21 protein-coding genes and 2 pseudogenes are annotated in these 25,580 nt (G+C 37.5%); 18 read left to right on the forward strand and 5 right to left on the reverse strand.

The window, feature by feature from the left end; all coding sequences use genetic code 11:
• Positions 1–67: 67 nt before the first annotated feature.
• Positions 68–914 (reverse strand): annotated as a pseudogene (locus tag NMK50_RS02070) (integrase); the annotation flags it as partial.
• A 1,004-nt stretch (positions 915–1,918) separates the two neighbouring features.
• Here NMK50_RS02070 and NMK50_RS02075 point away from each other — a divergent pair.
• The 3 genes and pseudogenes from NMK50_RS02075 to NMK50_RS02085 all read left to right on the forward strand — a co-directional run.
• Entirely contained in the window at positions 1,919–2,599 is a 681-nt protein-coding gene (locus tag NMK50_RS02075; RefSeq protein ID WP_254770679.1) for a nitroreductase, read from the forward strand.
• 352 nt (positions 2,600–2,951) lie between these two features.
• Complete coding sequence (locus NMK50_RS02080; protein WP_254770680.1) at positions 2,952–4,349, forward strand: L-serine ammonia-lyase; 1,398 nt, start codon at positions 2,952–2,954, stop codon at positions 4,347–4,349.
• 575 nt (positions 4,350–4,924) lie between these two features.
• A pseudogene (locus tag NMK50_RS02085) lies at positions 4,925–5,224 on the forward strand (hypothetical protein); the annotation flags it as partial.
• 412 nt (positions 5,225–5,636) lie between these two features.
• Here NMK50_RS02085 and NMK50_RS02090 read toward each other — a convergent pair.
• Positions 5,637–5,927, reverse strand: a complete 291-nt coding sequence (locus NMK50_RS02090; protein ID WP_254770682.1) for a hypothetical protein — start codon at positions 5,925–5,927, stop codon at positions 5,637–5,639.
• 32 nt (positions 5,928–5,959) lie between these two features.
• Positions 5,960–7,309, reverse strand: a complete 1,350-nt coding sequence (locus tag NMK50_RS02095; RefSeq protein ID WP_254770683.1) for a D-alanyl-D-alanine carboxypeptidase — start codon at positions 7,307–7,309, stop codon at positions 5,960–5,962.
• A gap of 239 nt (positions 7,310–7,548) precedes the next feature.
• On the opposite strand from NMK50_RS02095, the gene clpS reads away from it, so the two are divergent.
• Positions 7,549–7,914 carry an ATP-dependent Clp protease adapter ClpS gene (gene clpS, locus NMK50_RS02100; protein ID WP_254771157.1) on the forward strand — a complete coding sequence of 122 codons (366 nt, stop codon included), beginning with the start codon at positions 7,549–7,551 and terminating at the stop codon, positions 7,912–7,914.
• Positions 7,915–7,920: 6 nt separating this feature from the next.
• Positions 7,921–10,272 carry an ATP-dependent Clp protease ATP-binding subunit ClpA gene (gene clpA / locus NMK50_RS02105; protein WP_254770684.1) on the forward strand — a complete coding sequence of 784 codons (2,352 nt, stop codon included), beginning with the start codon at positions 7,921–7,923 and terminating at the stop codon, positions 10,270–10,272.
• 9 nt (positions 10,273–10,281) lie between these two features.
• On the opposite strand, the gene NMK50_RS02110 is transcribed toward clpA, so the two are convergent.
• Both NMK50_RS02110 and NMK50_RS02115 read right to left on the reverse strand, forming a co-directional pair.
• Entirely contained in the window at positions 10,282–10,704 is a 423-nt protein-coding gene (locus NMK50_RS02110; RefSeq protein WP_254770685.1) for an HIT family protein, read from the reverse strand.
• 128 nt (positions 10,705–10,832) lie between these two features.
• A complete protein-coding gene (locus NMK50_RS02115) occupies positions 10,833–11,294 on the reverse strand; it encodes a RidA family protein (RefSeq protein WP_254770686.1) in 462 nt (153 codons plus the stop codon).
• A gap of 144 nt (positions 11,295–11,438) precedes the next feature.
• On the opposite strand from NMK50_RS02115, the gene NMK50_RS02120 reads away from it, so the two are divergent.
• The 13 genes from NMK50_RS02120 to lpxB all read left to right on the forward strand — a co-directional run bounded on the left by NMK50_RS02120 (position 11,439) and on the right by lpxB (position 25,580).
• Complete coding sequence (locus tag NMK50_RS02120) at positions 11,439–12,263, forward strand: cell envelope integrity EipB family protein (RefSeq protein WP_254770687.1); 825 nt, start codon at positions 11,439–11,441, stop codon at positions 12,261–12,263.
• A 155-nt stretch (positions 12,264–12,418) separates the two neighbouring features.
• The gene (rpsB, locus tag NMK50_RS02125) at positions 12,419–13,219 is read left to right on the forward strand and encodes a 30S ribosomal protein S2 (RefSeq protein WP_254770688.1); all 801 of its coding nucleotides are present in this window, start codon (positions 12,419–12,421) and stop codon (positions 13,217–13,219) included.
• A gap of 109 nt (positions 13,220–13,328) precedes the next feature.
• Positions 13,329–14,252, forward strand: a complete 924-nt coding sequence (tsf, locus tag NMK50_RS02130; RefSeq protein WP_254770689.1) for a translation elongation factor Ts — start codon at positions 13,329–13,331, stop codon at positions 14,250–14,252.
• Between the two features lie 158 nt (positions 14,253–14,410).
• A complete protein-coding gene (gene pyrH, locus NMK50_RS02135) occupies positions 14,411–15,130 on the forward strand; it encodes a UMP kinase (RefSeq protein ID WP_254770690.1) in 720 nt (239 codons plus the stop codon).
• A gap of 37 nt (positions 15,131–15,167) precedes the next feature.
• Entirely contained in the window at positions 15,168–15,728 is a 561-nt protein-coding gene (gene frr, locus NMK50_RS02140; RefSeq protein WP_254770691.1) for a ribosome recycling factor, read from the forward strand.
• 766 nt (positions 15,729–16,494) lie between these two features.
• Positions 16,495–17,310, forward strand: a complete 816-nt coding sequence (locus tag NMK50_RS02145) for a phosphatidate cytidylyltransferase (RefSeq protein ID WP_254770692.1) — start codon at positions 16,495–16,497, stop codon at positions 17,308–17,310.
• A gap of 15 nt (positions 17,311–17,325) precedes the next feature.
• Positions 17,326–18,471: an RIP metalloprotease RseP gene (rseP, locus tag NMK50_RS02150; RefSeq protein ID WP_254770693.1), complete on the forward strand. Its 1,146-nt coding sequence runs from the start codon at positions 17,326–17,328 to the stop codon at positions 18,469–18,471.
• A gap of 220 nt (positions 18,472–18,691) precedes the next feature.
• Positions 18,692–21,088, forward strand: a complete 2,397-nt coding sequence (bamA, locus tag NMK50_RS02155) for an outer membrane protein assembly factor BamA (RefSeq protein ID WP_254770694.1) — start codon at positions 18,692–18,694, stop codon at positions 21,086–21,088.
• A gap of 54 nt (positions 21,089–21,142) precedes the next feature.
• Entirely contained in the window at positions 21,143–22,189 is a 1,047-nt protein-coding gene (gene lpxD / locus NMK50_RS02160) for a UDP-3-O-(3-hydroxymyristoyl)glucosamine N-acyltransferase (RefSeq protein WP_254770695.1), read from the forward strand.
• Between the two features lies 1 nt (position 22,190).
• Positions 22,191–22,658 carry a 3-hydroxyacyl-ACP dehydratase FabZ gene (gene fabZ, locus NMK50_RS02165; protein ID WP_254770696.1) on the forward strand — a complete coding sequence of 156 codons (468 nt, stop codon included), beginning with the start codon at positions 22,191–22,193 and terminating at the stop codon, positions 22,656–22,658.
• Positions 22,659–22,682: 24 nt separating this feature from the next.
• Positions 22,683–23,507, forward strand: a complete 825-nt coding sequence (lpxA, locus tag NMK50_RS02170; RefSeq protein WP_254770697.1) for an acyl-ACP--UDP-N-acetylglucosamine O-acyltransferase — start codon at positions 22,683–22,685, stop codon at positions 23,505–23,507.
• Between the two features lie 2 nt (positions 23,508–23,509).
• Entirely contained in the window at positions 23,510–24,382 is an 873-nt protein-coding gene (locus tag NMK50_RS02175) for an LpxI family protein (protein WP_254770698.1), read from the forward strand.
• Positions 24,375–25,580, forward strand: coding sequence for a lipid-A-disaccharide synthase (lpxB, locus tag NMK50_RS02180; RefSeq protein WP_254770699.1), 1,206 nt, complete (start codon positions 24,375–24,377; stop codon positions 25,578–25,580). Before NMK50_RS02175 ends, lpxB begins: the two co-directional genes overlap by 8 nt.

Here is a 25,580-nt window from a genome sequence, read left to right on the forward strand (position 1 = left end):
CTTTGAAAATGAGAGAGCCAATGTTTTAAATAGTTTGAGATTTTACGATTGATATCTTTTATAAAAATAAAGGCATGCGAAACTCTGTTGTATTATCACACCTTTCTTTCATATTCTCAGCAAGGATAGTCCAGATATCATCTTTAATCTGATCTTTATGGATATAACGCAAAGGGTTTGTACGAACACTTGTAAGAGTAACAAATGCAAAGCCAATTGTGTTAGAGATGTTGTTTGGCAAAGTATTTTAAAAAAGCCGGTATATCTTTCCAATTCATTGCCGATTTATTAATGGTTTTATGACGTTGTTTACCTAACAATGCACGTGCTTTTTTTTGTTGCCTGTAAATCGATATCCAATTCCAAGCAGCAATATGTTTGAGACAAATATTGAGACGGGTAAAGAGTTCTATTCGCTGTTGCAGCTTTTTTGTATGCCCAATAGGGGCAAGAGTGTTGCGTATATCTGTTTGTTTAATCTCTTGAACGGGAAGAACGCCTCACTTTGGAAGAATATGAAGTTTTAAAGGGAGAAAACAGTTTCTATCTTTACCATTGTTTTTTAGTTCAGTTTTGCAACTTTCAAAAGTATCTAAAGCAATATCTTTAAGATAATGAAGATTACGCATTGCCCTATATTTTTATTTTTCACGTCTTTTAATGGGGTCACACTTCTCATGCAAAACGGAACGCCCTTAAAAAAGAGCACTATTGTAATTCACAGGTTTTTTTTTAAAAACATTTCTTAAGATTCTCAAGTCCCTTTGACGATGCCATCCGTGGATAGTATACTGGTAAATCCATTGTGCACCACCATCTTTACGCTTACAAAGGAGAAAGCCGGCACCATCATTTTCTTTACCAGCTTTTAATGTTGTAACAGCCCTTGCATGAAGACAATTCATTAAAGGCATTTTTACTCTTTATTTTTAGAGTTTTTTACCCCCATACAAGCCTCGCTTCTGATATGCAAGCACATGATTTTATTTGATTCAAAATGAGAGGATTGAAGATGAGAGAATCTTACAATATTCGAGATTATGATAGAAGGTGAAAAATAAATTATCATTATAAATCAATATTTTATCTAAATTTGGAAAAGCTACCACAATGAAGGAGTAAAAGTCTTTCTTGCATAATCCGAACAGTAATTGCTTTTCTTCTTTAAAATTCTTGTATGACAAGAAAATTCTTTATTTTATTATATCGAATAACTGAGGAAAGTAGAGGACAAAATGCTAATTAAAAATTTTATAAAAAGCAGATATCTGACTCTATAAAAATAGAATGATAAAATGTGCGAAAATGATAAAATGTGCGAATGTGATTCAATTTATAAATTGACACACGAATTTTTAACAACTGCTCAGACTTTGTATTATTACTAAAAAAGCAAGGCTTCTTGTGTTTTTTCTTCGTGAAAGTGCAAGGCTTTATACGCAAACAGACCGTCATAAATTAAAATAAATACTGTGTGCTAAAAGAGTTAAATTCTCTTTTTCTGAAATATTCGATATGTTAGCTATAATGAAAAAATGACTTGATGCTAAGAAAAAGCTTAAATGATTAGTTACATGGATTAATCAAAATGGGGCTATTGACAGCAGGGGCAGCATGATATTGATAATCTCCTCCATGATTTAGAATGCATAGAGAACATTTTTTAAAAGAGTTTAGCTGAATGAGGAGTTGGTTGCTGATTATAAAATTTACTTTACATGGTATTTTTGATGATTGTTTTCTATTGATAGAGAGAGGCTATATTTTTATGATAGGTGTTGATAGAACGTCAGATATAGCCAGTTTTTCAAAAAAGCAGAGCAAATAAAAAGAGTTGCAAAGGTTTTTGCAACACATTTAGCTATGAATGAGAAAATAGCGATATTTAAATTTATTTTCAAAAGAGAAAGTAAAAACAATGACAGTCGATTCTTCTATTGATATTTTTCAATCTATTTTGTCACGTAAGTCGATACGAGCCTTTACGCATCAGCAAGTTTCACAGGAAACAATCAAAGAAATTTTGAAACTTGCGGCTCGTGCACCATCTGGAACAAATACCCAACCATGGCAAGTCATTGTTCTTACAGGGAATGTATTGCAAAAAGTAGGACAAGAACTTTCACACCTCGCACTTACAGGTATAAAAGGAGAACGTGAAGTCCATTATTATCCGCGTCAATGGCGTGAGCCTTATCTTTCAAGGCGTCGAAAAATTGGTTGGGATCTTTATAAGAGCCTTGGAATTCAAAAAGATGAGCGAGAAAAAATAAATCAACAGAAAGCACGGAATTTTTCATTTTTTGGTGCGCCTGTAGGACTTTTATTTACTATGGATTACGACATGGAAATGGGGAGCTGGCTTGATTTGGGGATGTTTATGCAGACAATCATGTTAGCTGCCCGTGGATTTGGGCTAGACACATGTCCTCAAGCAGCATTTGCTGATTATCATAAACAAATTCGTACACTTTTATCAATTCCTTCTGATCGGCGCATTGTTTGTGGTATGGCACTTGGCTATCGCGATGAGAGTGCTCCAGAAAACAATTTTGCGACGGAACGTGAAGCAATTGAGAACTTTGTACGCTTTATTTAATGATATTTATGGGAATATTTTTATGTAAGTGAGCATCATTTTTGAAGAGTTTGAGGTATTATAATAATATTTCGGTGAGAACCTTTTATTCTTGTTTAATTTTAATATTGCATGTTAACATTTATTTTACTACGTTTGAAAAATTAAAAGAGTAGTTACTCTAGGTTCATCATCTATTTTGAAGGTTGGCTATGGAAAGCGCTATAGAAGGAAAGTGTTGGTTGGTGGCAAGACGGGCAACAGTTATATTTATTGCGATTATTTTTTTAGCTTATCTTGCAATTTGATTTTAAATGGGACAAATGTGATAAAAAGATGTATGCTCAAGCTGTATAGAGTTTTGGGGTGACGCGTGTTTTTATCGGTTTTTGAACTTTTTAAAATTGGTATTGGTCCTTCTAGTTCCCATACCATGGGGCCAATGACGGCGGCTAATATGTTTTTGCAAGAGATTCTTGCACAAAATCCTTCTCAACCATTTGATTGTGAAGTTTTTCACATACGTGTTTATCTTTATGGATCTTTGGCTTTTACGGGAATTGGTCATGCTACAGATAGAGCTATTGTTTTAGGGCTTTTGGGTGAAAAAGCTTCTACTGTTAATCCTGATTGCATGGATTTCCTTTTAGACAAAGTTACACGTGAGAAAAAAGTGCAACCAAAAGGCCATCCTGCGTATCAATTTGATTTGCAAAATGATCTTATTTTTGAACGAAAAAAAGTCCTACCGGGACATGCTAATGGACTTGTGTTTGAAGGACTTGATAGGAATGGGAATATTCTTTTGCGGCAAATTTATTATTCTATCGGTGGTGGTTTTGTTGTGACTGAGGATGAATTAAACCGTATGAATGGTAATGCACAAAAAGAAACGTTTGATGTGCCGTATCCTTTTGATTGTGCATATGAAATGTTATCAATGGCCGAAAGTTCAGGGCTTTCTATTGCTGAAATGAAGCGTCTTAATGAAGAAACAAAGATGGAGCGTTCTGCTCTCGATACAGGGCTCGATGAGATTTTTTCCGCTATGACCAACTGTATTGATAGAGGTCTTGCACAAGAAGGTGAGTTGCCAGGGGGATTGCATGTTCCAAGACGTGCTAAAAAGCTGTATGAAAAGCTTTTAGAAAATCGAAAAAAAAATCACAATTACCCGCTTTGGGCAAATGATTGGCTTTCAGTCTATGCTATAGCAGTAAATGAGGAAAATGCCGCAGGTGGTCGTGTTGTTACAGCACCAACAAATGGGGCAGCTGGTGTTGTACCTGCGGTTTTGCGTTACTATCTTCAGTTTCATGATGATTTAAATCGACAGGGAATCCATAATTTTTTGTTAACGGCAGCAGCTATTGGTGGTGTCATCAAACATAATGCCTCTATTTCTGGTGCAGAAGTTGGTTGTCAAGGGGAAGTTGGGACGGCATCTTCAATGGCCGCAGCAGGGTTGACAGCGGCATTGGGTGGAACACCAGCTCAAATTGAAAATGCCGCAGAGATTGCGCTTGAGCATCATCTGGGGATGACGTGTGATCCTGTTGCAGGTCTTGTGCAAGTTCCTTGCATTGAACGTAATGCTATGGGAGCTGTTAAGGCGGTAACAGCGTCTTCTCTTGCCTTACATGGTAATGGAGAGCATTTTGTTTCTCTTGATGCTTGTATAAAAACAATGCGCCAGACCGGACATGATATGAGTGAACGCTATAAAGAAACCAGTAAAGCTGGTCTCGCAGTCAATGCAATATCCTGTTAAAGTAACAGATATTTAATCTGATAAATTCTTGACAGTGTATTGTTTATGAAGATACAAGAGCGTATCATTATTCTATTTTTTAACCTCCCTAATATTTCTAACTGCTTTTGTTATTGAAGCAGTTTATAAAAGGGGTATATTGAGTGCTTTCTTAAACGTTTTTTATTTATACACTAACATCTCCTTGTGATATACATGCAAGTGATTTTTATTGTTTTACTTTGTATGGATTTGCAATGAGAGCATATTTCTATGGTAGAGCTTTTCATTCAAAATGCAAAAGGATGTGTTATCTCAAAGTATATTGTTCAATAAAAAGTCGCTTTTTAAAATTTCTTTACATTTCAAAAAGAACATTATGAGTTTAGGTAGTTTCGTATACCATTTATATTTCTTAGGTGGATTTATAAATTATTGAGAAGCTTTTTCTTAATTAAATTAATGATAACAGTATCTAAACAATGAGAAAAGCTGGTATTCAATGGGAGCATTTTTTCTTACGAAAAAATATCAAGGATAATTTTTGATATTAAATGCAAAGATAAACCAACATTTGATATTTTTATACCTTTTATGGCTTAACTGCGGCTGTTGCTTTGTTTACACCAAATATTGCTATGAATGGTACAGCGGATATTTGGGATGAGGGGGATTTGCTTGTACCCAAACCGCAATCGGGTGGTGTTGGCGGCACGTTGCCGAAACAAAATTTCCTTTATGAAACTCGGGAAAAATTCCTTGATGTTGGCAAGTTTTATGGCTCAGCCTATTATTTACACAAAATTGGTTACAATCCTGATCGGGAGATTTTTTTCTTAAGGGATGCTTATTTTGAAGAGCAATTGATTGAAAAACAAATGGATAATCTTGTTGGTTAATGTTTGGGCAAGAGTTCCTTTATTATATTTACTGGCCTCCAATGTTGCAACAGCCTTTAGCATTTAGACGTTTCATAAGAGGCATTTTTACGCTTTTCTTTAGAATTTTTATCCACACAATAATCCCACTTGTGATGTATAAGGGGATGGTTTTAATTGATTCTACATAAGCAAGTTTGGAATGAGAAAATCTTAGGATATTCGAGGCTCTCATTCAACAGGCAAAACGATAAATTATCTTTATAAATCAATATATTGAATGGATAGTTTTATTGAAAAATTAATCAAATGCTTGGAGTGCAATTTATAATCTCACATAAATTTAAAGGAAGATGCGTGTACATTAAAGAATTTTTAAAAACGCTTTAAGTGACATGAGAATATTCTGATGCAAAAAATCTTGCAAAAGTTATCTATAGAATGAACCATTTGTTGCACCGAGATGGATTTTAATAGGTACATTACCAGTTTGGCTTGCAACGCGTAAATGAATGCGTACATGGGGCATTAAGAGACGACGATTTCGCGTTGTTTGACAAATAAGAAGCTTGACAAGAGACTTCGTGTTCAATGTTGCTGGAGTATATTTTAAATTCGCCAGTTTTGTTGCAGCATCGTGAAGAGAACGCAATGAAAGAAAAGATGGTTGCTTCAATAAATTTTCTTTTTCAGAGGATGAAGCAAGAGCATTATGTATCATGATACTATCCTTAATGCAGAATTCAATAACTTTTAGTAAGCTACAGCATAGCAGTTAAAATTTGCTTTCTTTAACGTAGAACAAGCGTTAAATGCAGCTTTTTTTGATTGAAAACCTGTAAACCGAGCACGATAATAGCGGCGCCCACTTTTTTCAAAAAGTTGCATATGTGACGATGTGCTTTTTAAAGCAGAATAAGCTGTATTTTTTGCTTTTAAAAGCAGAGTTTTTGCCTGTTCTTTGCTCGGGAGAGAACCAATTTGGATGGCCCATCCGGCGTTTGTAGACAAAGAAGCTGTAACAATTTTATGTGTCTCAACGGGTGTTGCTTTTTGAGGATTAGGAATTGGTATAATTGCTTGATTGACAGCAGCTATAGCCGTATTGGAATTTCTAGGTTGCTCAGCAAACGCTGTTAACAGAGTAGAGATTTCGTCATCGAAATTGGCTGACTCGGCTTTTACGGTAGGTATAGGAGTATTGGCACCTGTCGGTAAGTTATAGTGCGCAGAAGCCATTAAGTGTTCATTCCTTTTCATGAGGCTTGCTTTTGGCAAATATTGGCTCAATAAATTGGCCATATGTTGATCTCGTGCGGTAGAGGATTTACCTCCCATAACGACAGCGACAATAGAACGCCCCTCAAGACGCATTGACGTTGCTAAATTAGAACCTGACATTTGTGTGTAGCCAGTTTTAATTCCATCAACGCCTTTCATTATTTTCACCAGTTTATTATGGGTGTTAATTGTGTGTCCACGGAAAGTAAAACTTTTTATTTTGAACAATTTATACTGTTGTGGAAAATTTTTTCGTAATGCTAATGACAAAGTAGCCATATCACGTGCTGTGGAATAATTATGGGTATCTGGAAGTCCTGAAGCATTGGCAAAATGTGTATGTTTCATACCAAGTTTGCGGGCTTTAGCTGTCATCATTCGCGCGAATTTTTTTTCATTACCGCCAAGGTACTCTGCAATTGCAGCCGCTACGTCATTTGCCGATCTCGTAATGAGTGCTTTGGCAGCAGCTTCGGCAGAAATTGTTTGTCCTGCTTTAAATCCGATTTTTGTTGGTGGACGTGTTGCTGCATAATGTGAAACGGGAATAGGTGTATTTGGTGTGACGCGACGCATCTTCATAGCTTCAAAGAGGAGGTATAGCGTCATCATTTTTGTTAAAGAAGCAGGATAACGTTTCAGGGTTGCATTGGCTTGAAATAAAGTTTTCCCTGTATTTGCATCTATAACGATAGCAGCATATTTATCAGGATAAGTGCCTTGAGGAGTAGCGGATGCAAAAGAGTAAGAAAGAATTAAAACAACAAAAGCAATTGCTATCTTTTGATAACAACGCACAATTTTTTGACAGTTAATATTCACACGCAATATCCTATTTCTTTGTTTACTCCGAAAGCTCTCTAAAGCCCCTTTATATCTGCAGATTTTTGGTACAATCTAGATGAATGATATTACCAATTCATTTACAAAAATTATTTTGTAAGTTTTCATATTTGCCTTAAAACTAATCATAAAAGAATTTTATTTTCAATGAATCGATTGTTGCAATAGTGATAAAAGAACTTAAAATTAATAAAAAATGCGATGCACAGGAAAAAAGAATGGTACAAAAGCACATCATAAACCCTATAGCCCTTGTTATGCACAATAAAAAGGGCAAAAATTTGGATGAAAGCAGGCATGACACCATTACCCAAATGAGATCAAGACTTCAAAATCCTAAGTTGTATCGTGTTCTTTTGCTTAATGATGATTACACGCCTATGGATTTTGTTGTTTTTGTTTTGAAAAACTTTTTTAAAAAAAGTTTCGAAGAAGCAACCTCTATTATGTTACATGTTCACAAAAATGGGATAGGCGAATGTGGAGCTTATAGTTATGAAATAGCTGAAATGAAAGTAGTACAAGTTAGGGAGTGTGCACGTCAAAATGAATATCCATTACAATGTATAATGAAATGGAAGTGAGGGGTTATGCCATCTTTTACACCTAGTCTTGAAGAAGTTTTGCATCGCGCATTAACAATTGCTACGCAAGCGCAGCATGAATATGCGACATTGGAACATCTTTTACTTGCTTTACTAGATGATGCTGATGCAAATTCAGTCATTCAGGCGTGTCAGGTAGATATAGAAGAATTGCGAGAGCGCTTAACACACTATATCCAGTCAGAATTAGATGAACAAATGAGGGCTGATGAAGATACAAAACCGACAATGTTTTTCCAGCGTGTTATTCAACGTGCTGTCATTCATGCTCAATCAGCTGGAAAGGATGAAGTATCGGGAGCCAATGTTCTCGTTGCAATTTTTTCTGAACGAGAAAGTCATGCAGCATATTTTCTTCAAGAGATGGGAATGACACGCTATGATGCTGTGCGTTTCATTTCACATGGTATTACGCGGGATGAGGGATTATCCATGTTACTTGAGGGGATTGAAGAACAATTAGATCAACAGATTTCAGACGATAGTGAAAAGGTAACGAGTGCACTAACTGCTTATTGTGTTGATCTCAATTGTAAAGCCAGCAATGGAAAAATTGATTTATTAATTGGTCGTGAAGTAGAAATTTCACGCATGATTCAGGTTTTATGTAGAAGGCTAAAAAACAATCCGCTTTTGGTTGGAGATCCTGGGGTTGGTAAAACCGCTATAATTGAAGGATTAGCAAAACGTATTGTTGATGGGCAAGTGCCTGAAGTTTTATCAAATGTAACGATATTTTCTCTTGATATGGGAGGGCTTGTTGCTGGCACGCGTTATCGCGGTGATTTTGAAGAACGATTAAAGCACGTCATTAAAGAATTTGAGCAATATCCAGATGCTGTTTTATTTATTGATGAAATTCACACTTTAATTGGAGCAGGGGCTACATTAGGGGGGAATATGGATGCAGCAAATCTTTTAAAACCCGCATTATCTTCTGGAACTATTCGATGTATTGGTTCAACGACTTACAAAGAATATCGCAAAATCTTTGAACAAGATCGTGCTTTAGAACGCCGTTTTCAGAAAATTGATGTTAACGAGCCTTCTGTTGACGATGCTATTAAGATTTTGCATGGGTTAAAGCCTTATTTTGAAGATTTTCATCAAATTAAATACACGGATCAGGCGATGAAAGCATCTGTAGAATTGTCATCACGTTATATGCTTGATCGTCGCTTACCTGATAAAGCAATTGATATTATTGATGAAAGTGGTGCAGCGCAAAAGCTTTTACCAGAAAAACAAAGAAAAAAAAGTATAGGCGTTAAAGAAATTGAAGCAACCGTTGCGACTATGGCAAGGATCCCACCAAAAACAGTTTCTGGCGATGATCAAAAAACGCTTGGCAAGCTTGAAAGAGAACTCAAGCATGTTGTTTATGGACAAGACCAGGCAATTTCTGCATTAGTTTCGTCAATTAAATTGGCGCGAGCAGGATTGCGCGAAGCAGATAAACCAATAGGAAGTTATTTATTTTCAGGACCAACAGGTGTTGGAAAAACTGAAGTTGCAAAACAGCTTGCATCTTCTTTAGGTATTGAACTGTTACGTTTTGATATGTCAGAATATATGGAGCGGCATACAGTAGCACGTTTAATTGGGGCGCCTCCAGGTTATATAGGGTTTGATCAAGGGGGGCTCCTTACAGATGCAGTTGATCAAAAACCTCATGCAGTTCTATTGCTCGATGAGATTGAAAAAGCGCATCCAGAGTTGTTTAATATTTTATTACAGGTGATGGATTATGGTAAGTTAACAGATCATAGTGGTAAAAAAATTGATTTCTGCAATATCATTTTAATTATGACGACAAATGCTGGTGCTTCAGAGTTGGCAAAGTCAGCTATTGGATTTGGCAAAGTTCGTCGTGATGGTGATGATATTGAGGCAATTAATCGACTCTTCACACCGGAATTTCGCAATCGACTAGATGCAATCATTCCGTTTGCACCTTTATCTCAGTTAACCATAAATCAGATTGTGCAAAAATTTATTTTTCAGCTTGAAGCACAATTGGTTGATCGAGGAATTTGTTTTGAATTAAGTTCTTCTGCTATGGTTTGGCTTGCCAAAAAAGGATACCATTCTCAGATGGGGGCACGTCCATTGAGCCGTGTTATACAGGAATATATTAAGAAACCATTAGCTGACGAAATTTTATTTGGAAAGTTACGTAATGGTGGTACAGTGCGGGTGATGACGCAAAAATTAAACGGGGAAAGAGAGAAGTTGCAGTTAAAAATTTTATCTTCTGATATGTCTGTTGGTGCAAAGAACAGCAAAGTGACACATTTTACAAAAAAACGTATGAAGAAAAAAAGCTCAACAACTTAAAGCAGCCCTTTAAAGGACTGCACGGATTTTTTTTGCGTTTTCTTCAAGTACCTCTGTAGGTATTATAACGCCATTATGAGGAGAAAGCTCTACCCCCTCCATACGTGGTATAATATGGAAATGGAGATGATAAACGGTTTGTTGACTTGCTGCTTCATTAAACTGCATGACTGTTATACCATCTGCTTGAAAAGCTTTTTTAACAGCTTTGGCGATTTTTTGAACAGCTTTAATAACGGGAGACAATATTTCAGGGTCAGCATCAAGGAGGTTTCTAGAACCCTTTCTAGGAATAACCAGTGTGTGTCCTGGTGCTTGTGGCATAATATCCATAAATGCAATGACATCATTATCTTCATAGACACGAACAGAAGGAATTTCATTGCGAATCAATTGAGCAAAAATATTGTTGCTATCATAAGCCTGTTTCATACAAATATTTCCTTTTATACGTTTTAATTAAGCATTTTAATTTCAAGATTAAAGGATGGGAAGATTACTAAAGGAAGATTTCGCATTCAGTTATCATTTTATGGAGATATGGTATCGTTTGTAGAGGTCTAGACTTCTATGATGGCTTCAACTTCTACTGGAACATCCATAGGAAGAGAAGCAACACCAACAGCAGAACGGGCATGTTTTCCAGATTCACCAAGAATATTGACAAACAGGTCAGAAGCGCCATTGGCAACAAGGGGAATATCGGTAAAATGAGGATCTACAGCGACAAAAACAGTGATTTTCACGATGCGTTTTATTCTATTGAGATCACCAAGAGCTGCTTTGATTTGTGCGAAAATGTTAAGCGCACAGACTTCGGCTGCTTTTTTTGCTTGTTCGGCACTAACGGTTGCACCAACCTTGCCGGTTGCTACGGGCTTTCCATCGGAAAAAGGCAATTGTCCGGAAATAAAAAGTTGGTTTCCATTTTGTAAAGCTGTTACATAATTAGCGACAGGTTGTATTGCTTCAGGAAGAGCAACTCCCAATTTTTTAAAGTGATTTTCAATAAAATTGGTCATAATTTAAACTCCATAGTTTTTCTACAATGCATTCATTGCATAAACTATTTTTTGATTTAAGGAAATGTGTGGTTAATGAAGAAACAATCCTTTTTTGCCTTATTGTATGATGTTATGGAACGGCAATAGAATGGGACGTTGGGAATGATTAGATCATTATTGATAATAATTTTATATATTGCCTTTTTATGTACTGCCAAAGCTGAAGAAAGCATTTTTATTGCACCTCATCGAGCTGTTTATGATTTTCAACTTGATAATGTTTCTCATGAAATGACAATTTCAGGAATGACTGGGCGAATGGTTTACGAGCTAACGGGTTCCGTATGTCAGGGTTATACCACACGTTTTCGTTTTATTAGCCGTATCCATAGTGAAGATATGCCAGTGCGTTTGACTGATCAACAGACAACGAGTTATGAAACAGGGGATAGTCACACATTTCATTTTAATGTTACAGATCAAGTTGGAGAAGAGGTTACCCATCGGGCTGAAGGAGTAGCAGAACGTATTCAAGATGAAATTATCGTTAAATTAAAAAAGCCCAAGGAGAAAGAATACAAGCTCGAAACAGCTGAGTTTCCAATTATGCAGCTAAAGAATATCATCCGTCATGCAAAAGCGGGTAATCATTTCTACCATGTCAACGTATTTGATGGAACAGATAAAGCAGACAAAGTCATAAAAGAAAGTATCGTCATTGGGGAAAAGAAGACGCGGCGCTTTGATGGTGAAACAAAAACAATGGGAAAATTAGTTGAAGAGGAATATTGGCCCGTTACGATTTCTTATTTTGATGATATAGAAAAAAAAGATGGCTTGCCAGTCTATCGTACCAGTTTTTTCTTATATGAAAATGGTGTTATGCGTGATCTTCATGTAGACTATGGAACCTTTTCAGTGCGTGCAAAATTGAACAGTCTTGAATTTTTTGAGTCTGAAAAAGAGATGAATAAATGTAAATATTAAATGATTATAGAAAATAACTTGAAAAAGAATCAAATATTAGTATGGTAGCGCTATTCCGCACGCGGAATTTGGGTGTTTGCAAAAAATGAGCGAATGTCCCCCGGTAGCAGGTTCACCTGCTTTTTCCGCGGAGGTTGAACCGGAAAGGATAGACTATGGCATTACCAGATTTTACTATGCACCAGCTTTTAGAAGCAGGTGTACATTTTGGTCACCAGACTCATCGCTGGAATCCAAAAATGACTCCCTATATTTACGGTGAGCGTAATAATATCCATATTATTGATCTTGCTCAGACCGTTCCTCTTTTACACCAAGCGCTTAAACTTGTTTCAGATACGGTTGCGCGCGGTGGACGTATTCTGTTTGTTGGTACGAAACGGCAGGCATCTGATATTATTTCTGAGGCAGCGAATCGTTCAGCACAATATTATGTTAACGCACGTTGGCTTGGTGGCATGCTTACAAATTGGAAAACGATTTCCCATTCGATCCATCGTTTGCGTAAGCTAGACAAAATTCTTGCTGCTGAAGCGCAAGGTTTTACTAAAAAAGAACGTTTGAATCTTGAACGTGATCGTGAAAAGCTTAATCGTGCACTTGGTGGTATTAAGGACATGGGATCTGTTCCAGATCTTATCTTCGTTATTGATACAAACAAAGAAAATATCGCTATTCAAGAGGCAAAACGTTTGGGGATTCCAGTTATTGCTATTATTGATACCAATTGTGATCCTGATAATGTGACGCACCCAATTCCAGGTAATGATGATGCATCCCGTGCAATTTCTCTTTATTGTGATCTTTTTGCTCGTGCGGCTCTTGATGGTATTGCTCGTCAACAAGGTGCAATGGGTATCGATTTAGGAGCTCAAGTTGATGCACCTGTAGAACCTATTTTGGAAGAGGCGCCTGTAAAGCCTGTTTTGGAAGATGCAATTCCAGTTTCTGAATGATATTAAAAACGCCCATTAGGGTACTTATTTTCTAGAGAAAAGGTTACAACAGGCATGTAGGGGATTTTCTTCTTGCATGCTTGTGTTATTACAGAATAAAGAGGCAAATATGAACATTACTGCTGCACAAGTAAAAGAACTTCGGGAATTGTCAGGTGCTGGTATGATGGATTGTAAAACAGCGCTGGCGGAGACCCACGGTGACATGGAAGCCGCTGTTGATTGGCTTCGTAAAAAAGGGATTGCCAAGGCAGATAAAAAGGCTGGTCGTACCACAGCTGAGGGACTCATCGGAGTCGCATCAAACGGTTTAAGTGCGGTTTTAGTTGAAATTAATTCTGAAACAGATTTTGTGGCGCGCAACGATCTGTTCCAAGACATTGTGCGCAATGTAGCGACAGCTGCTTTAGGAACGCAGGGGAGTGTTGATGCTGTTTCGGCATCTCTTTACCCTGGATCTGAGAAGACTGTGGAGTCAACAATTAAAGATGCAATTGGTACTATTGGAGAGAATATGGCGTTTAGGCGTTCTGCTAAACTTTCTGTTGAGAATGGTGTCGTTGCTACTTATGTCCACAATAGTGTGGCTGATGGGCTTGGTAAACTTGGTGTTTTGGTTGCTATTGAAACAACAGGCAATAAGGAGACAGCTGCTGCTTTTGGTCGACAAGTTGCGATGCATATTGCTGCAACGAATCCGTTAGCGTTAACGGCGGAAGATGTTGATTCCGGTGCTATTGAGCGTGAGAAAGCAATTTTTTCAGATCAAGCACGTCAGTCTGGAAAGCCTGAAAATATCATTGAAAAAATGGTAGAAGGGCGAATGCGTAAATTTTTCGAAGAGGTTGTTTTGCTTTCTCAAGCTTTTGTTATGAATCCTGATATGAGTGTTGAGGCTGCTTTAAAGGATGCTGAAAAATCTATTGGCGCTCCAGCAAAGATTACAGGTTTTATTCGTTTTGCACTAGGAGAAGGTGTAGAGAAAGAGGTGTCTGATTTTGCGGCAGAGGTTGCTGCAGTGGCAAAGGGATAGTGATTTGTAAATTTTTTTCAGAGATTTGAAATTTCATATCTTTAATTATAAAATCACTGAGAGAGAAAATATGATTATTGAGAGGGCGTCACATGAGAAAGTGGTGCCCTTAGTAGTGTCGAAAGCAAAAATTAACGGTGCTTTTGGGGAGATTATCGATGACATTAGCGCTACAGTATAAACGTATTCTTTTAAAGGTTTCTGGTGAAGCTCTTATGGGAGGGCAAAGCTTTGGAATCGATGTTTCCGTTGTAGATCGTATTGCAGCTGATATTGCTGAGGTGCGAGCGATGGGAGTAGAAGTTGCTATTGTTATTGGTGGGGGAAATATTTTTCGTGGAGTTGCTGTTGCTTCGCATGGTGTGGACCGTGTGACAGGAGATCACATGGGCATGCTTGCAACAGCAATTAATTCTTTAGCATTGCGAACATCATTATCAAAATTAGGAGTTGAAGCGGTTGTATTGTCTGCGATTGCTATGCCACAAATTTGTGAGAGTTTCTCGCAGCGTAAAGCAATAGGTTATATGAATCAAGGAAAAGTCGTTATTTTTGCAGGAGGTACAGGGAATCCATTTTTTACCACTGATTCTGCTGCGACTTTACGTGCAGCAGAAATTGGTGCAAATGTTCTTTTAAAAGGAACACAAGTGGATGGTATTTATTCTGCAGATCCAAAGGTAGATCCTACAGCTAAACGTTTTGACCAATTAACACATGTTGAGATTTTGCAGTGGGGATTGTCTGTGATGGATACAACAGCGGTTACTTTAGCAAGAGAGAACAATGTGCCAATTATTGTGTATTCCATTCATGAAAAAGGTGGTTTGGCTAAAGTTTTAAATGGAACGGGACGATTTACGATAGTAACGGAATGAAATATAATCTTCAAAATATATTGAAGGAGAGAAAAATATGAATGTTACATCAATTATGGATGATCTGAAACGTCGTATGGATGGCGCTATTTCGGCTTTTAAACATGAGTTAGGTGGTTTACGGACTGGACGCGCTTCGGCTAGTTTATTAGAGCCATTAACAGTTGAGGCTTATGGTTCTGTTGTACATATCAATCAAGTTGCCAATATTTCTGTTCCAGAACCGAGAATGATTTTGGTGTCTGTGTGGGACAAAGCTATGGTAGGAGCTGTAGAGCGTGCTATTCGTGATTCGAGTCTTGGTTTAAATCCTATCACTGATGGCATGAACTTACGCATTCCTTTACCTGAATTAAATGAAGAGCGCCGAAAAGAGTTGGTAAAAGTTGCACATCAATACGCAGAGCAAGCGCGCGTTGCTACTCGGCATGTTCGTCGTGATGGTATGGATAATTTGAAAAAATTAGAAAAAGAAGGTGAAATGAGTCAAGATGAAGCACATGGTTTTTCTGAGAAAGTTCAGAAACTTACAGATGAGACGATTGCTGATATTGATAAAATTTTGGCTGTGAAAGAATCCGAAATTATGCACGTTTAAGATGATTTTTAGCCATAAGATATTGGATCTCTTCAGTATAGAATCTTTTGAGGAATAAAAATACGAAATGGTGTGTGCTGTTGAGAGAAAATCATAGGATGAAAACGAACGCATTTTATCATCATCACAATTTTTATATTATAAAAAGATTGATTTGAAGTGGCAGATATCTTTTAAAGGCTTATATTTATGTTTCGAATAAGGTTGTTTCCTGAAAAAGTTATCTAACGGAAAATGAGAGATTTTCATTTAACGTGTTTTTGTTGAGTTGCATGATAGAAATGTTTTTCATCATTGAAGAGTGTTGAAATCTTTTATGGCGGATGGTGGAGGAGGAATGTAACACAAAGAGTAACGCTTTAACCTTGCTATTTTTTTATAATAAGAAATGCAGTAGGATAGGCCAAATAATTTCTATTTTGCACAATTTTTCAGATGATTTGTCGTTTGCTCAAAAAATGTTGTTACATAAGGGGAATATTAGAGTGAGGTTTCGTAATGCACGAAAGGAATGAAGAGCAGTTCCATTGTTTCATGTTGAAAGAGTGTTGAAAAATATATTTTAGGATTAATTTTAATACAGAAACTTTTAACGTTTTTACAAGGGTTATTGGTCTTATAAACGCTATTTTAGTCTATCAGCTCATAGAGTATAGATTGTAAGGAAGGTTTACAAAAGTACATGCACAAAAAGAATGTAGCAAAGTTTTTTTCTTGTATCAATTTTTGAGTTTGTCTTTATTATTTTTATTGTTTGGAAGTTATTTTGTCTAATCTTACTTATCGTATTCTAACGGCTTTTGTTTTTGGCATTATTGCTTTGTCTTTTACATGGATGGGGGGAGCACTCTTTTTTTTCTTTGTATGGGTTATTGGTGGTTTTATCCTTTATGAATGGATTATTATCACTCAAGAGAAATGGCGTGTTTCACAAAAAATATTAGCAAGTATTTTTTATTTGATTTTTGGTTCTTTTTTGCTATCGGATGTATCTGCTTCATTAATTTTTTGTGTTTTGATAGTTTTAGCGGTATTTTTGGCTATTGGGTCTATAAAAAACAGTGCTTGGGTTTTTTTAGGTTTTTTATATGCGTCTTTTCCGGTTGTCGCTTTATGCTTTTTACGAGGCTATGAAACGTTGGGATTTCAAGTTGTTATTTTCTTATTTACGATAGTATGGGGAACAGATATTGCTGGTTATTTTAGTGGACGAGCATTCGGTGGTCCTAAATTAGCACCGCAATTTTCTCCTAATAAAACATGGGCAGGGGCGATTGGTGGTACACTTGTTGGAGTTTCTGGCGGTATATTGATTGCTTATCGTTTTTTTGACATAAATTTAACCAGTTTTTTTGTACCACTGCTTGCTCTTATTTTGTCAATTGTTTCGCAGTTGAGTGATTTGGGGCAATCATGGCTAAAAAGGCAGTTTTCTGTTAAAGATTCTAGTTCTTTATTGCCTGGACACGGAGGTTTTATGGACCGGATGGATGGGTTGGTAGGAGCAGCCTTTTTCCTATATATAACCGGTTCGTTGATGTCTGATATGGATAGACCTTTTACCCTCTTTTTTATGGTTTAATGAGGAGGAAATATTTTGGATTTTTTAAATCATATCATTACTGGGAGCAGTTTACTTTTAAGAGGTTTAAGTATTTTTTTCGTCGTTATGATTATTATTTTTGTGCACGAAATTGGGCATTATCTTATTGGGCGATGGTGTGGTATTAGGGCATCCGTTTTTTCACTTGGGTTTGGACCACAAATAATAGGATATACAGATAAGAATGATACACAGTGGCGTTTAGCGCTTATTCCCTTAGGTGGATATGTAAAGTTTGTTGGGGATGGAGAAGATGTGACATCTTTTCGATCCTCTTCAGTTGTTGAGGGTTCATTTGCTAATGCGCATGCTTGGAAAAAAGCGTTAACTGTTTTTGCAGGTCCCTTATTCAATGGTCTTTTTACTGTTGTTATTTTAACATTTTTTTTCTTTTTTTATGGCCGTGTAGCCATTGAGCCGGTTGTTGGTTCTTTGGTAAAAGATTATCCTGCTATTCAGTCTGGCTTAGAAGTAGGTGATCGTTTTATTGAAATGGATGGTCGACAGGTTGAAAGTTTTGAAAATTTGATGAATTATGTGTCTTTACATGGTGAAGATCCTATTGAATTTAAAATAGAACGCATGGGGCGGATATTTACGACAGTGATTACACCAAAAGTAATCGAACGAGATGATGGATTTGGCAATTTGGTTCGAAGTGGTATGATAGGTGTGGGCATTCCTATTAATCCAGATAATCCTGCGCATTTAGATCCCTTTTATGTAAAGCATATTCGTTACGGTTTTATAAGGTCTGTAAGAGAAGCGATAGAACACGCTACATTGATTGTTAACCAAACAATTTTTTTTATTGGTCGTTTAATAAAGGGCAAAGGAGATTATTGCCAGATAAGTGGACCTTCTAAAACCGTTAAAATTGCTTGGAAAGTAAGTGAAAGAGGTTTTGTTTCTTTGCTAAATTTTACAGCTTTTCTTTCGATAAGTGTTGGGCTTATTAATCTTTTTCCACTTCCGCCTCTTGATGGTGGGCATTTATTATTTCACGTTATTGAGGCTCTTACAGGAAGGCAGGTCTCTTCTCCAATTCGTCAAATTGTTTTCCGTTTAGGTTTTTTCGTTGTTCTTCTCTTTATGTTTTTTGCACTTTTTAATGATTATTTTTGTTGGTTTAGCGAATAAATGATAGAAAACATTTTACAAATTGGATAATAATGGAAAGAAGAGATGAAGTGCCGTTTACCATGTCCACAAAATATTGTGGTAGAGTATGTTATAATAAATTAAGGGGTGGAAAATTTTACTGTATAAGCTGTATAAAGCTATGTAAAAAGGATTGTTATGGCAGTTAGTTTTTGAGACGTTGTGTCCAGAGAATGTAAGAGTAAGGTAAAGAGAGCCAATGACTACAAATTCAAAGTTTTTAAATGCAGTGTCTGTGTTTGTATTAGGCATGGGAGTAATTGCTCCAACAACAGCCTTGGTGTCGGTTGCGATGGTTGGAGAAGCACAGGCATCTGTGGTCCGTTCTATTGAAGTTCGTGGGAATAAATTTGTAAGTGCGCAGGTAGTTCGAGATAATATGGACATTCGGGTTGGACAGAGTTTTTCCAGTGGTGATGTCGATGCTGCGGTAAAACGTCTCTTTGCATTAGGCTTGTTTTATGAGGTTAAAATAAATCAGGTTGGTGACAAGCTTGTTGTGTTCGTCAAAGAATATGAAGTGGTCAATCAAGTGTTGTTTCAGGGCAATAAAACTCTTAAAGATCCTGATCTTAAGCGGTTTATTTCCTTAAAACCGAATGAACCATTTAATTCTGCTAAGCTTTCAGCTGATGTTAATACGATTCGTGAAGCTTATAAGACGGTTGGTCGTAATAATGTTGCTGTAAAAGTGCAGACCATTAACTTGGGAAAAGGGCGTGTAAATGTAGTGTTTAATATTACTGAAGGACGAAAGACAAAGATTCGTGATATCATTTTTAAGGGAAATCATGCATTTGGAAGCCGCCGTTTGCGAGATGTCATTTCAACAAAGCCTTCAGGGATGTTTTCCTTGTTGTTGGGAGGTGATGTTTATAGTGAAGAGCGTTTAGCTGCTGATGAAGAAGCTTTACGCCGCTTTTATTATAATCGTGGTTATGCGGATTTTCGTGTTATTTCTTCTAAAGCAACTTTTGATGAAGCAAGTAATACATATAAAATTTATTTTGTTCTTGATGAGGGTGTACGCTATAGAATTAGTGATATTCAGGTTGAAAGCGATGTCGATGGAATTGACATTCAATCTGTAAAAAGCATTCTGAAAACACAGCCGGGAAACATTTATAGCGCGGAGGACATCGAACAGTCTGTTGTGCTTATCAATAATAAGGTTGCTGATTCGGGATATGCTTTTGCTAAAGTTGAACCACGTGGAAATCGTAATTTGGCAAATCATACAATTTCAATTTTATATGATATTGAAAGAGGAACGCGGGCTTATGTTCAACGTATTGAGATACGCGGCAATGAAAAGACACGTGATTATGTCATTCGTCGTGAGATTGATTTAAATGAAGGGGATGCTTACAATCAGACTTTAGTGCAGCGCGCGAAACGTCGTCTAGAAAGTTTAGGTTTTTTCAAAGCCGTTAATATTTCAATGGTCCCGACAGATCAATCTGATCAGGTTACTTTGGTTATAGATGTCATTGAGGCTCCAACAGGAGACCTTTCTTTGTCTGGAGGGTACACAACGGGTGGTACAAGTCCTGGTATGTCACTTGAGGTCTCTGTTACCGAACGTAATCTTGGAGGACGAGGTCAATATGTTCGTTTAGGATTAGGTGCAGGGCAAGAAAAATCTCGTAATTATAATCTGTCGTTTGTTGATCCTTATTTCTTAGGTTATCGTTTGTCTGCTGGTGTTGATATTTTTCGCAGTACCTATCGTGCTGATAAAGCGTATGATGTACGACAAACAGGTGGATCTCTTCGGTTTGCGCTACCTATTAACGATCAATTATCTGCTAATGTAGCTTATTCCTATGTGCAAGAAGAATATGATTTTGGTAAAGAGTATGATTTAAGCAAAGAGTCTGATATAAGAGAGTTATATGGAAAATATTCTGGTGCGATTGTTCAAGCGGCGCAGCATAGCCCTTGGAAGCGTTCATCAATTAGTTATGGTTTGACCTATAATACTATCGACGATATGAAAAATCCACATGATGGGTGGTATGTACGTATTCTTCAGGAATATGCGGGGCTTGGTGGAAAAGCAAAGTTCTTGAAGACAACAGGTAAAGCGATGATGTATAAGACGCTTTCTGAACAAATGGATCTTGTTGGTTTACTTTCCTTTGGCGGTGGATACATTCATGGAATAGGGAGAGATGGTGTTCGTATCTTCGATATGTTTAAAATAAATACGGATATGATTCGAGGATTCAAATATAATGGAATAGGTCCGCGTCAGGTTTCTAATAAAGGTGAAGTTTATTTCTTAGGTGGAACGACATATATGAATGCAACTGCTGAAGTGCAATTTCCTATCCCTGTTGTGCCTGAAGGGTTAGGGTTGCGCGGTGCTGTATTTGCAGATGTTGCAACGCTTTATGGAAATAAGTATCAACCTGTTTTTCAGGGTGAGACGCCCGTTACACATACGAAAAGCGCTTGGCGTTCGTCTGCTGGTTTAAGCTTGATATGGGATTCACCGTTTGGTCCGTTGCGTTTTGATTATGCTTGGCCAATAACAAAGCAGGAAGGTGATCGTCTACAGAAATTAAATTTTGGTATTTCTACAAAATTCTGATTTGCGTTTTCTTTAGAGACAAAAATGGGGTAGGCTGAAAGAGAAAGTGTTTTGATGGCGGATACATTTTTTTTTACGCCGTCCCGGCGATTGACAGTTGCAAATATTGCGGAGTTGACCGGTGCTAAACTTCTTAATCCAGAATTTTCTAACAAAGTTATAAACACTCTTTCTTCACTTGAGAGGGCGGGAGAAGGATCTCTTATATTTGTGGAGCATCGGAAGTTTTCTGATGCTCTCGTTGGTAGTTCTGCTGCTGCTGTTTTTTGTACAAATGAAATCGTTTCCAAGGTTCCTGAAACTATGGCAATTCTGGTAACGTCTACACCAAAGCGTGATTTTTCTCAGATTGGTCGCATTTTATTTCCTGATTCTATTAAACCAGTGTCTTGGTTTGGAGAGAGAGGAATTTCGCCTCATGCACATATTCACCCAACGGCTAAATTGGCGCATGATGTATGTGTTGAAGCAGGAGCTGTTATTGGTCGAAATGTTGAGATTGGTGAAGGTACTCTTATTTCGTCGACTGTTGTAATTGGTGAAAATTGTCGTATTGGGCGTGACTGTTATATTGCTCCTAAGGTAACAATTCAGTGTAGTTTAATAGGCAATAGGGTTCAAATTTATCCTGGTGTTTGCATTGGGCAGGATGGTTTTGGTTATGTTGGAAGTATTTCTGGAATTGAAAAAATTCCACAGCTTGGCCGTGTTATCATCGAGAATGATGTAGAAATTGGCGCGAATACAACGATTGATCGCGGTACATTGGAAGATACCATTATTGGTGAAGGAAGCAAGATCGACAATCTTGTACAGATTGCCCACAATGTAAAGATTGGTCGCTATTGCCTTATTGCCGGGCAATGCGGAGTTGCAGGAAGTACATCAATAGGCGATATGTCTCAACTTGGCGGGAGTGTGGGGGTAGCAGACCATATCGTAATAGGTAAATGTGTTCAGATTGCTGCGAGGAGTGGTGTGATGAATGACATTCCGGATGGAGAAAAATGGTGCGGGAGTCCGGCACGACCATTTAAACAGTGGTTCCGTGAAGTAGCGGCGTTACGTAGTATTAGCAAAGTTAAAAAGGAGAAACGCTAATATGATCATCCCTGAGGAAATGAAAAATTTAGAAGCTGTAGATATTGAAAAATTACTGTCAATATTACCACATCGTTATCCATTTTTATTAATCGATCGCATCATTGAAATTAATGGTGAGCAAGAAGCTATTGGTATTAAAAATATAACAATTAATGAGCCACATTTTACGGGACATTTTCCAGCAAAACCAGTTATGCCTGGAGTGTTGATTTTAGAGGCTATGGCTCAAACAGCTGGGGCGATTTCACTTTTACAATTAGGAAATAAGCAAACAAATTTAGTTTATCTTATGACTGTTGATAATGCGAAATTTCGCAAGCCGGTTGTTCCTGGTGATCAGCTAAGGATTCATGTTCATCTTTTGAGAAAAAGGTCTGGTATGCGGCGTTTTTCGTGTATTGCAAAAGTAGAAGATGTCCGCGTTGCTGAAGCAGAAATTGCTGCGATGATTATCGAAGAAGAATAAATTAAGATTGATGGGGAAATAAAAATGTCCGGTACGAAAATCCATCCAACTGCTCTTGTAGAAAAAGGAGCACAGCTTGGTGAGAATGTACAAATTGGACCATTTTGTCATATTAGCTCAGAGGCTGTTATTGGTGATGGATGCAGTTTGATGAGTCATGTTGTGATAATGGGGAAAACAAGCTTGGGAGCCAATAGCAAAGTATTTTCAAATGCAGTTTTGGGGGCAGATCCACAAAGTAATAAACATAAGGGGGGTGATACAACTCTTTCGATTGGTAAGAATTGTACAATTCGCGAAGGCGTAACTATGCATAGAGGGTCTGATTCCAGTGTAGGAAGGACGATCGTTGGTGATGATTGTCAATTTTTTTGTTATGCTCATATTGCTCACGATTGCCGTGTAGGAAAGAATGTAACATTTGCAAATAATAGTATGATAGCTGGTCATGTTACGGTTGGTGATTATGTTATTATTGGTGGTGGTGCTGCTGTTCATCAATTTGTTCGTGTTGGGCATCACGCATTCATCGGTGGTGTATCTGCACTGGTTGGCGATCTCATTCCCTATGGGACAGCGGTTGGTGTGCAGGCAAAACTTGTGGGTTTAAATATTATTGGTATGAAACGTGCAGGGCTGGAACGTAAAGAAATTCATGCACTGCGTCATGCGTTTGTCATGCTTTTTGATCGCAGTAAGCCTTTTAAAGAGCGTGTTAGGGATGTTGCTTCTGTTTATTCTACCTCTCAGTCTGTTGTTGATGTCGTTAATTTTATTAAGGAAGAAGGAAAGCGTTTTTATTGTACGCCAAAATTTGAAGATGATAGACTAAAAGAAAATAAGAATTAAAGATGCCTGATTCTCATGCAAAAAGTTTTCTTTCCGGTCGGACAGCGATTATCGCAGGGAATGGTGTCCTGCCAGTTATTGTTGCTCAGGCTCTTGAGAAGGATAAAAAGAATCCTTTTCTCGTACTCTTGTGTGATGAAGCAGATACTGTACTTTATCGTTATGAGCATTGCGAGTTATCAATTGTAGAGTTAGCTAGGCTGATTAAAATCTTAAAAGCAGCAAAAATTCGTAATATTGTTTTAGCGGGTGGTGTTAAGAAACGGCCGCTTCTTAGGCAGTTTCAACTTGATTGGACTACCTTTTTAGCTTTACCTAAGATATTAAGGGCTTTGAAGAGGGGTGATGATGCTTTGTTGAAGGCTTTTATACGGATTGTTGAAGGGCATGGTTTTTGTGTTCTTGGGGTCCACGAGATAGTACCAGATCTCTTAGCTCCAATGAAATTTGATTTAACAGTGCGGCGTGCTGGACTAAAAGAGAAAAAAGATATTTTGTTAGCTGCTGAAGCAGCAAAGCTTTTAGGTCGTTTGGATATTGGGCAGGCAGCTGTAGCTATCAATGGAAGAGTGGTTGCTGTAGAGGGAGCAGAGGGGACTGATAATATGCTATGGCGGATTTGTGAAATGAGAGAAAGACAGCAAATTCCGCCTAAAGGTGGTGTTCTTGTTAAATGTGCAAAGCCACAACAAGATCATCGTGTTGATTTGCCATCAATTGGACCTTCGACGGTGGTAAATGCTGCAAAGAGTGGGTTGTCTGGTATTGCTGTGGAAGCGAATAGAAGCCTAATATTAGCAGCAAAAGCAACAATAGAAAAAGCGAATAAACATTCACTTTTTATCGAAACCTTTGAAAGATCTGGTCATGAGTGATGGTTTCTTAAAAATTGCTATTGTTGCTGGTGAGGAATCTGGTGACTTTCTTGGTGCCGATTTAATTTCGTGTTTATCACAACAGACAGGATGCACCATTCATTTGATTGGTGTTGGTGGAAGGCATTTAAAGGAATTAGGTTTAGAAAGCTTTTTTAATTCTCATGATATCGCTTTAATAGGTTTAGGTGCAGTATTAAAAAAATTACCTTTCTTATTAAGGCATATTCGTAATTTATCTCAATTTATTGCACAAGAGCAACCAGATTGTCTCATTATTATTGATAGTCCTGATTTTACCCATCGTGTTGCAAAAAAGGTGCGTATTTTAGCGCCTTCTATTCCTATCATTAAATATGTTGCGCCAACTGTTTGGGCATGGCGTCCACAGCGCGCTAAAGCTATGTGTACATTCGTTGACCATGTTTTAGCAATTTTTCCTTTTGAGGAAAAAATTATGCAGGACTTGGGAGGTCCTGCTACTACTTATGTTGGACATCGTCTTTTAATGTATCCTCCGCTCTTGACTGTTCAATCAGAAAGAAAGCGCCAATCAGAAAAAGAACACTTGTGTGATGAACAAATTGCATCACCTACATTAGTTATTTTACCAGGATCGCGCAATTTAGAAATTCGCTCTTTAATGCCGATTTTTCGAGAAGCCGTAGAAATTCTTGTACAACGTAACCCTCATTTACAGATCATTTTACCAACCTTACCGCATTTAGTGGATGAGATTCGTGATTTTGTAAAGGATTGGAAAAGTGAAATAGAAATTGTTGTTGGTGAAGATGCAAAATGGCGTGCTTTTGCGAAAGCAGATGTTGCACTTGCAGCACTTGGTACGGTTTCATTGGAATTAGCATTTGTCAAAATTCCCATGGTTCTGTGCTATAAACTTGATTATTTTTCTAAATTCTTTATTTTTCCCAAAATAGCGCTATGGAGTGCTGCTCTTCCCAATATTATTTCCGATCAGCCTATTGTTCCGGAATATTTTAATGAATTTTTACGTCCTGGCATGCTAGCAAGGCAGATAGAGCGGCTTTTATATAATCCTTTAGTGCGACAGGCGCAAATCGACGCCTTTGAGATGATGGAACAAAAAATGAAAACGGAGTTACCATCAGGAGTTGTTGGTGCACAGACGATTATGGCTATTTTAAAAGAGAGAGCTAAGATTGTATCAACAAAATAA

It is taken from the genome of Bartonella harrusi (assembly GCF_024297065.1).
In the GTDB taxonomy this organism is placed as follows: Bacteria; Pseudomonadota; Alphaproteobacteria; order Rhizobiales; family Rhizobiaceae; genus Bartonella; species Bartonella harrusi.

What these genes read in the sequence shown, in the direction of transcription:
- NMK50_RS02075 (WP_254770679.1), top strand. Translation starts at nt 1,919, where the DNA reads ATGACAGTCGATTCTTCTATTGATATTTTTCAATCTATTTTGTCACGT.
- clpS (WP_254771157.1), top strand. Translation starts at nt 7,549, where the DNA reads ATGGTACAAAAGCACATCATAAACCCTATAGCCCTTGTTATGCACAAT.
- lpxB (WP_254770699.1), top strand. Translation starts at nt 24,375, where the DNA reads ATGAGTGATGGTTTCTTAAAAATTGCTATTGTTGCTGGTGAGGAATCT.
- pyrH (WP_254770690.1), top strand. Translation starts at nt 14,411, where the DNA reads ATGACATTAGCGCTACAGTATAAACGTATTCTTTTAAAGGTTTCTGGT.
- frr (WP_254770691.1), top strand. Translation starts at nt 15,168, where the DNA reads ATGAATGTTACATCAATTATGGATGATCTGAAACGTCGTATGGATGGC.
- lpxD (WP_254770695.1), top strand. Translation starts at nt 21,143, where the DNA reads ATGGCGGATACATTTTTTTTTACGCCGTCCCGGCGATTGACAGTTGCA.
- NMK50_RS02120 (WP_254770687.1), top strand. Translation starts at nt 11,439, where the DNA reads ATGATTAGATCATTATTGATAATAATTTTATATATTGCCTTTTTATGT.
- NMK50_RS02110 (WP_254770685.1), bottom strand. Translation starts at nt 10,704, where the DNA reads ATGAAACAGGCTTATGATAGCAACAATATTTTTGCTCAATTGATTCGC.
- rpsB (WP_254770688.1), top strand. Translation starts at nt 12,419, where the DNA reads ATGGCATTACCAGATTTTACTATGCACCAGCTTTTAGAAGCAGGTGTA.
- NMK50_RS02175 (WP_254770698.1), top strand. Translation starts at nt 23,510, where the DNA reads ATGCCTGATTCTCATGCAAAAAGTTTTCTTTCCGGTCGGACAGCGATT.
- lpxA (WP_254770697.1), top strand. Translation starts at nt 22,683, where the DNA reads ATGTCCGGTACGAAAATCCATCCAACTGCTCTTGTAGAAAAAGGAGCA.
- tsf (WP_254770689.1), top strand. Translation starts at nt 13,329, where the DNA reads ATGAACATTACTGCTGCACAAGTAAAAGAACTTCGGGAATTGTCAGGT.
- fabZ (WP_254770696.1), top strand. Translation starts at nt 22,191, where the DNA reads ATGATCATCCCTGAGGAAATGAAAAATTTAGAAGCTGTAGATATTGAA.
- bamA (WP_254770694.1), top strand. Translation starts at nt 18,692, where the DNA reads ATGACTACAAATTCAAAGTTTTTAAATGCAGTGTCTGTGTTTGTATTA.
- NMK50_RS02115 (WP_254770686.1), bottom strand. Translation starts at nt 11,294, where the DNA reads ATGACCAATTTTATTGAAAATCACTTTAAAAAATTGGGAGTTGCTCTT.
- NMK50_RS02090 (WP_254770682.1), bottom strand. Translation starts at nt 5,927, where the DNA reads ATGATACATAATGCTCTTGCTTCATCCTCTGAAAAAGAAAATTTATTG.
- clpA (WP_254770684.1), top strand. Translation starts at nt 7,921, where the DNA reads ATGCCATCTTTTACACCTAGTCTTGAAGAAGTTTTGCATCGCGCATTA.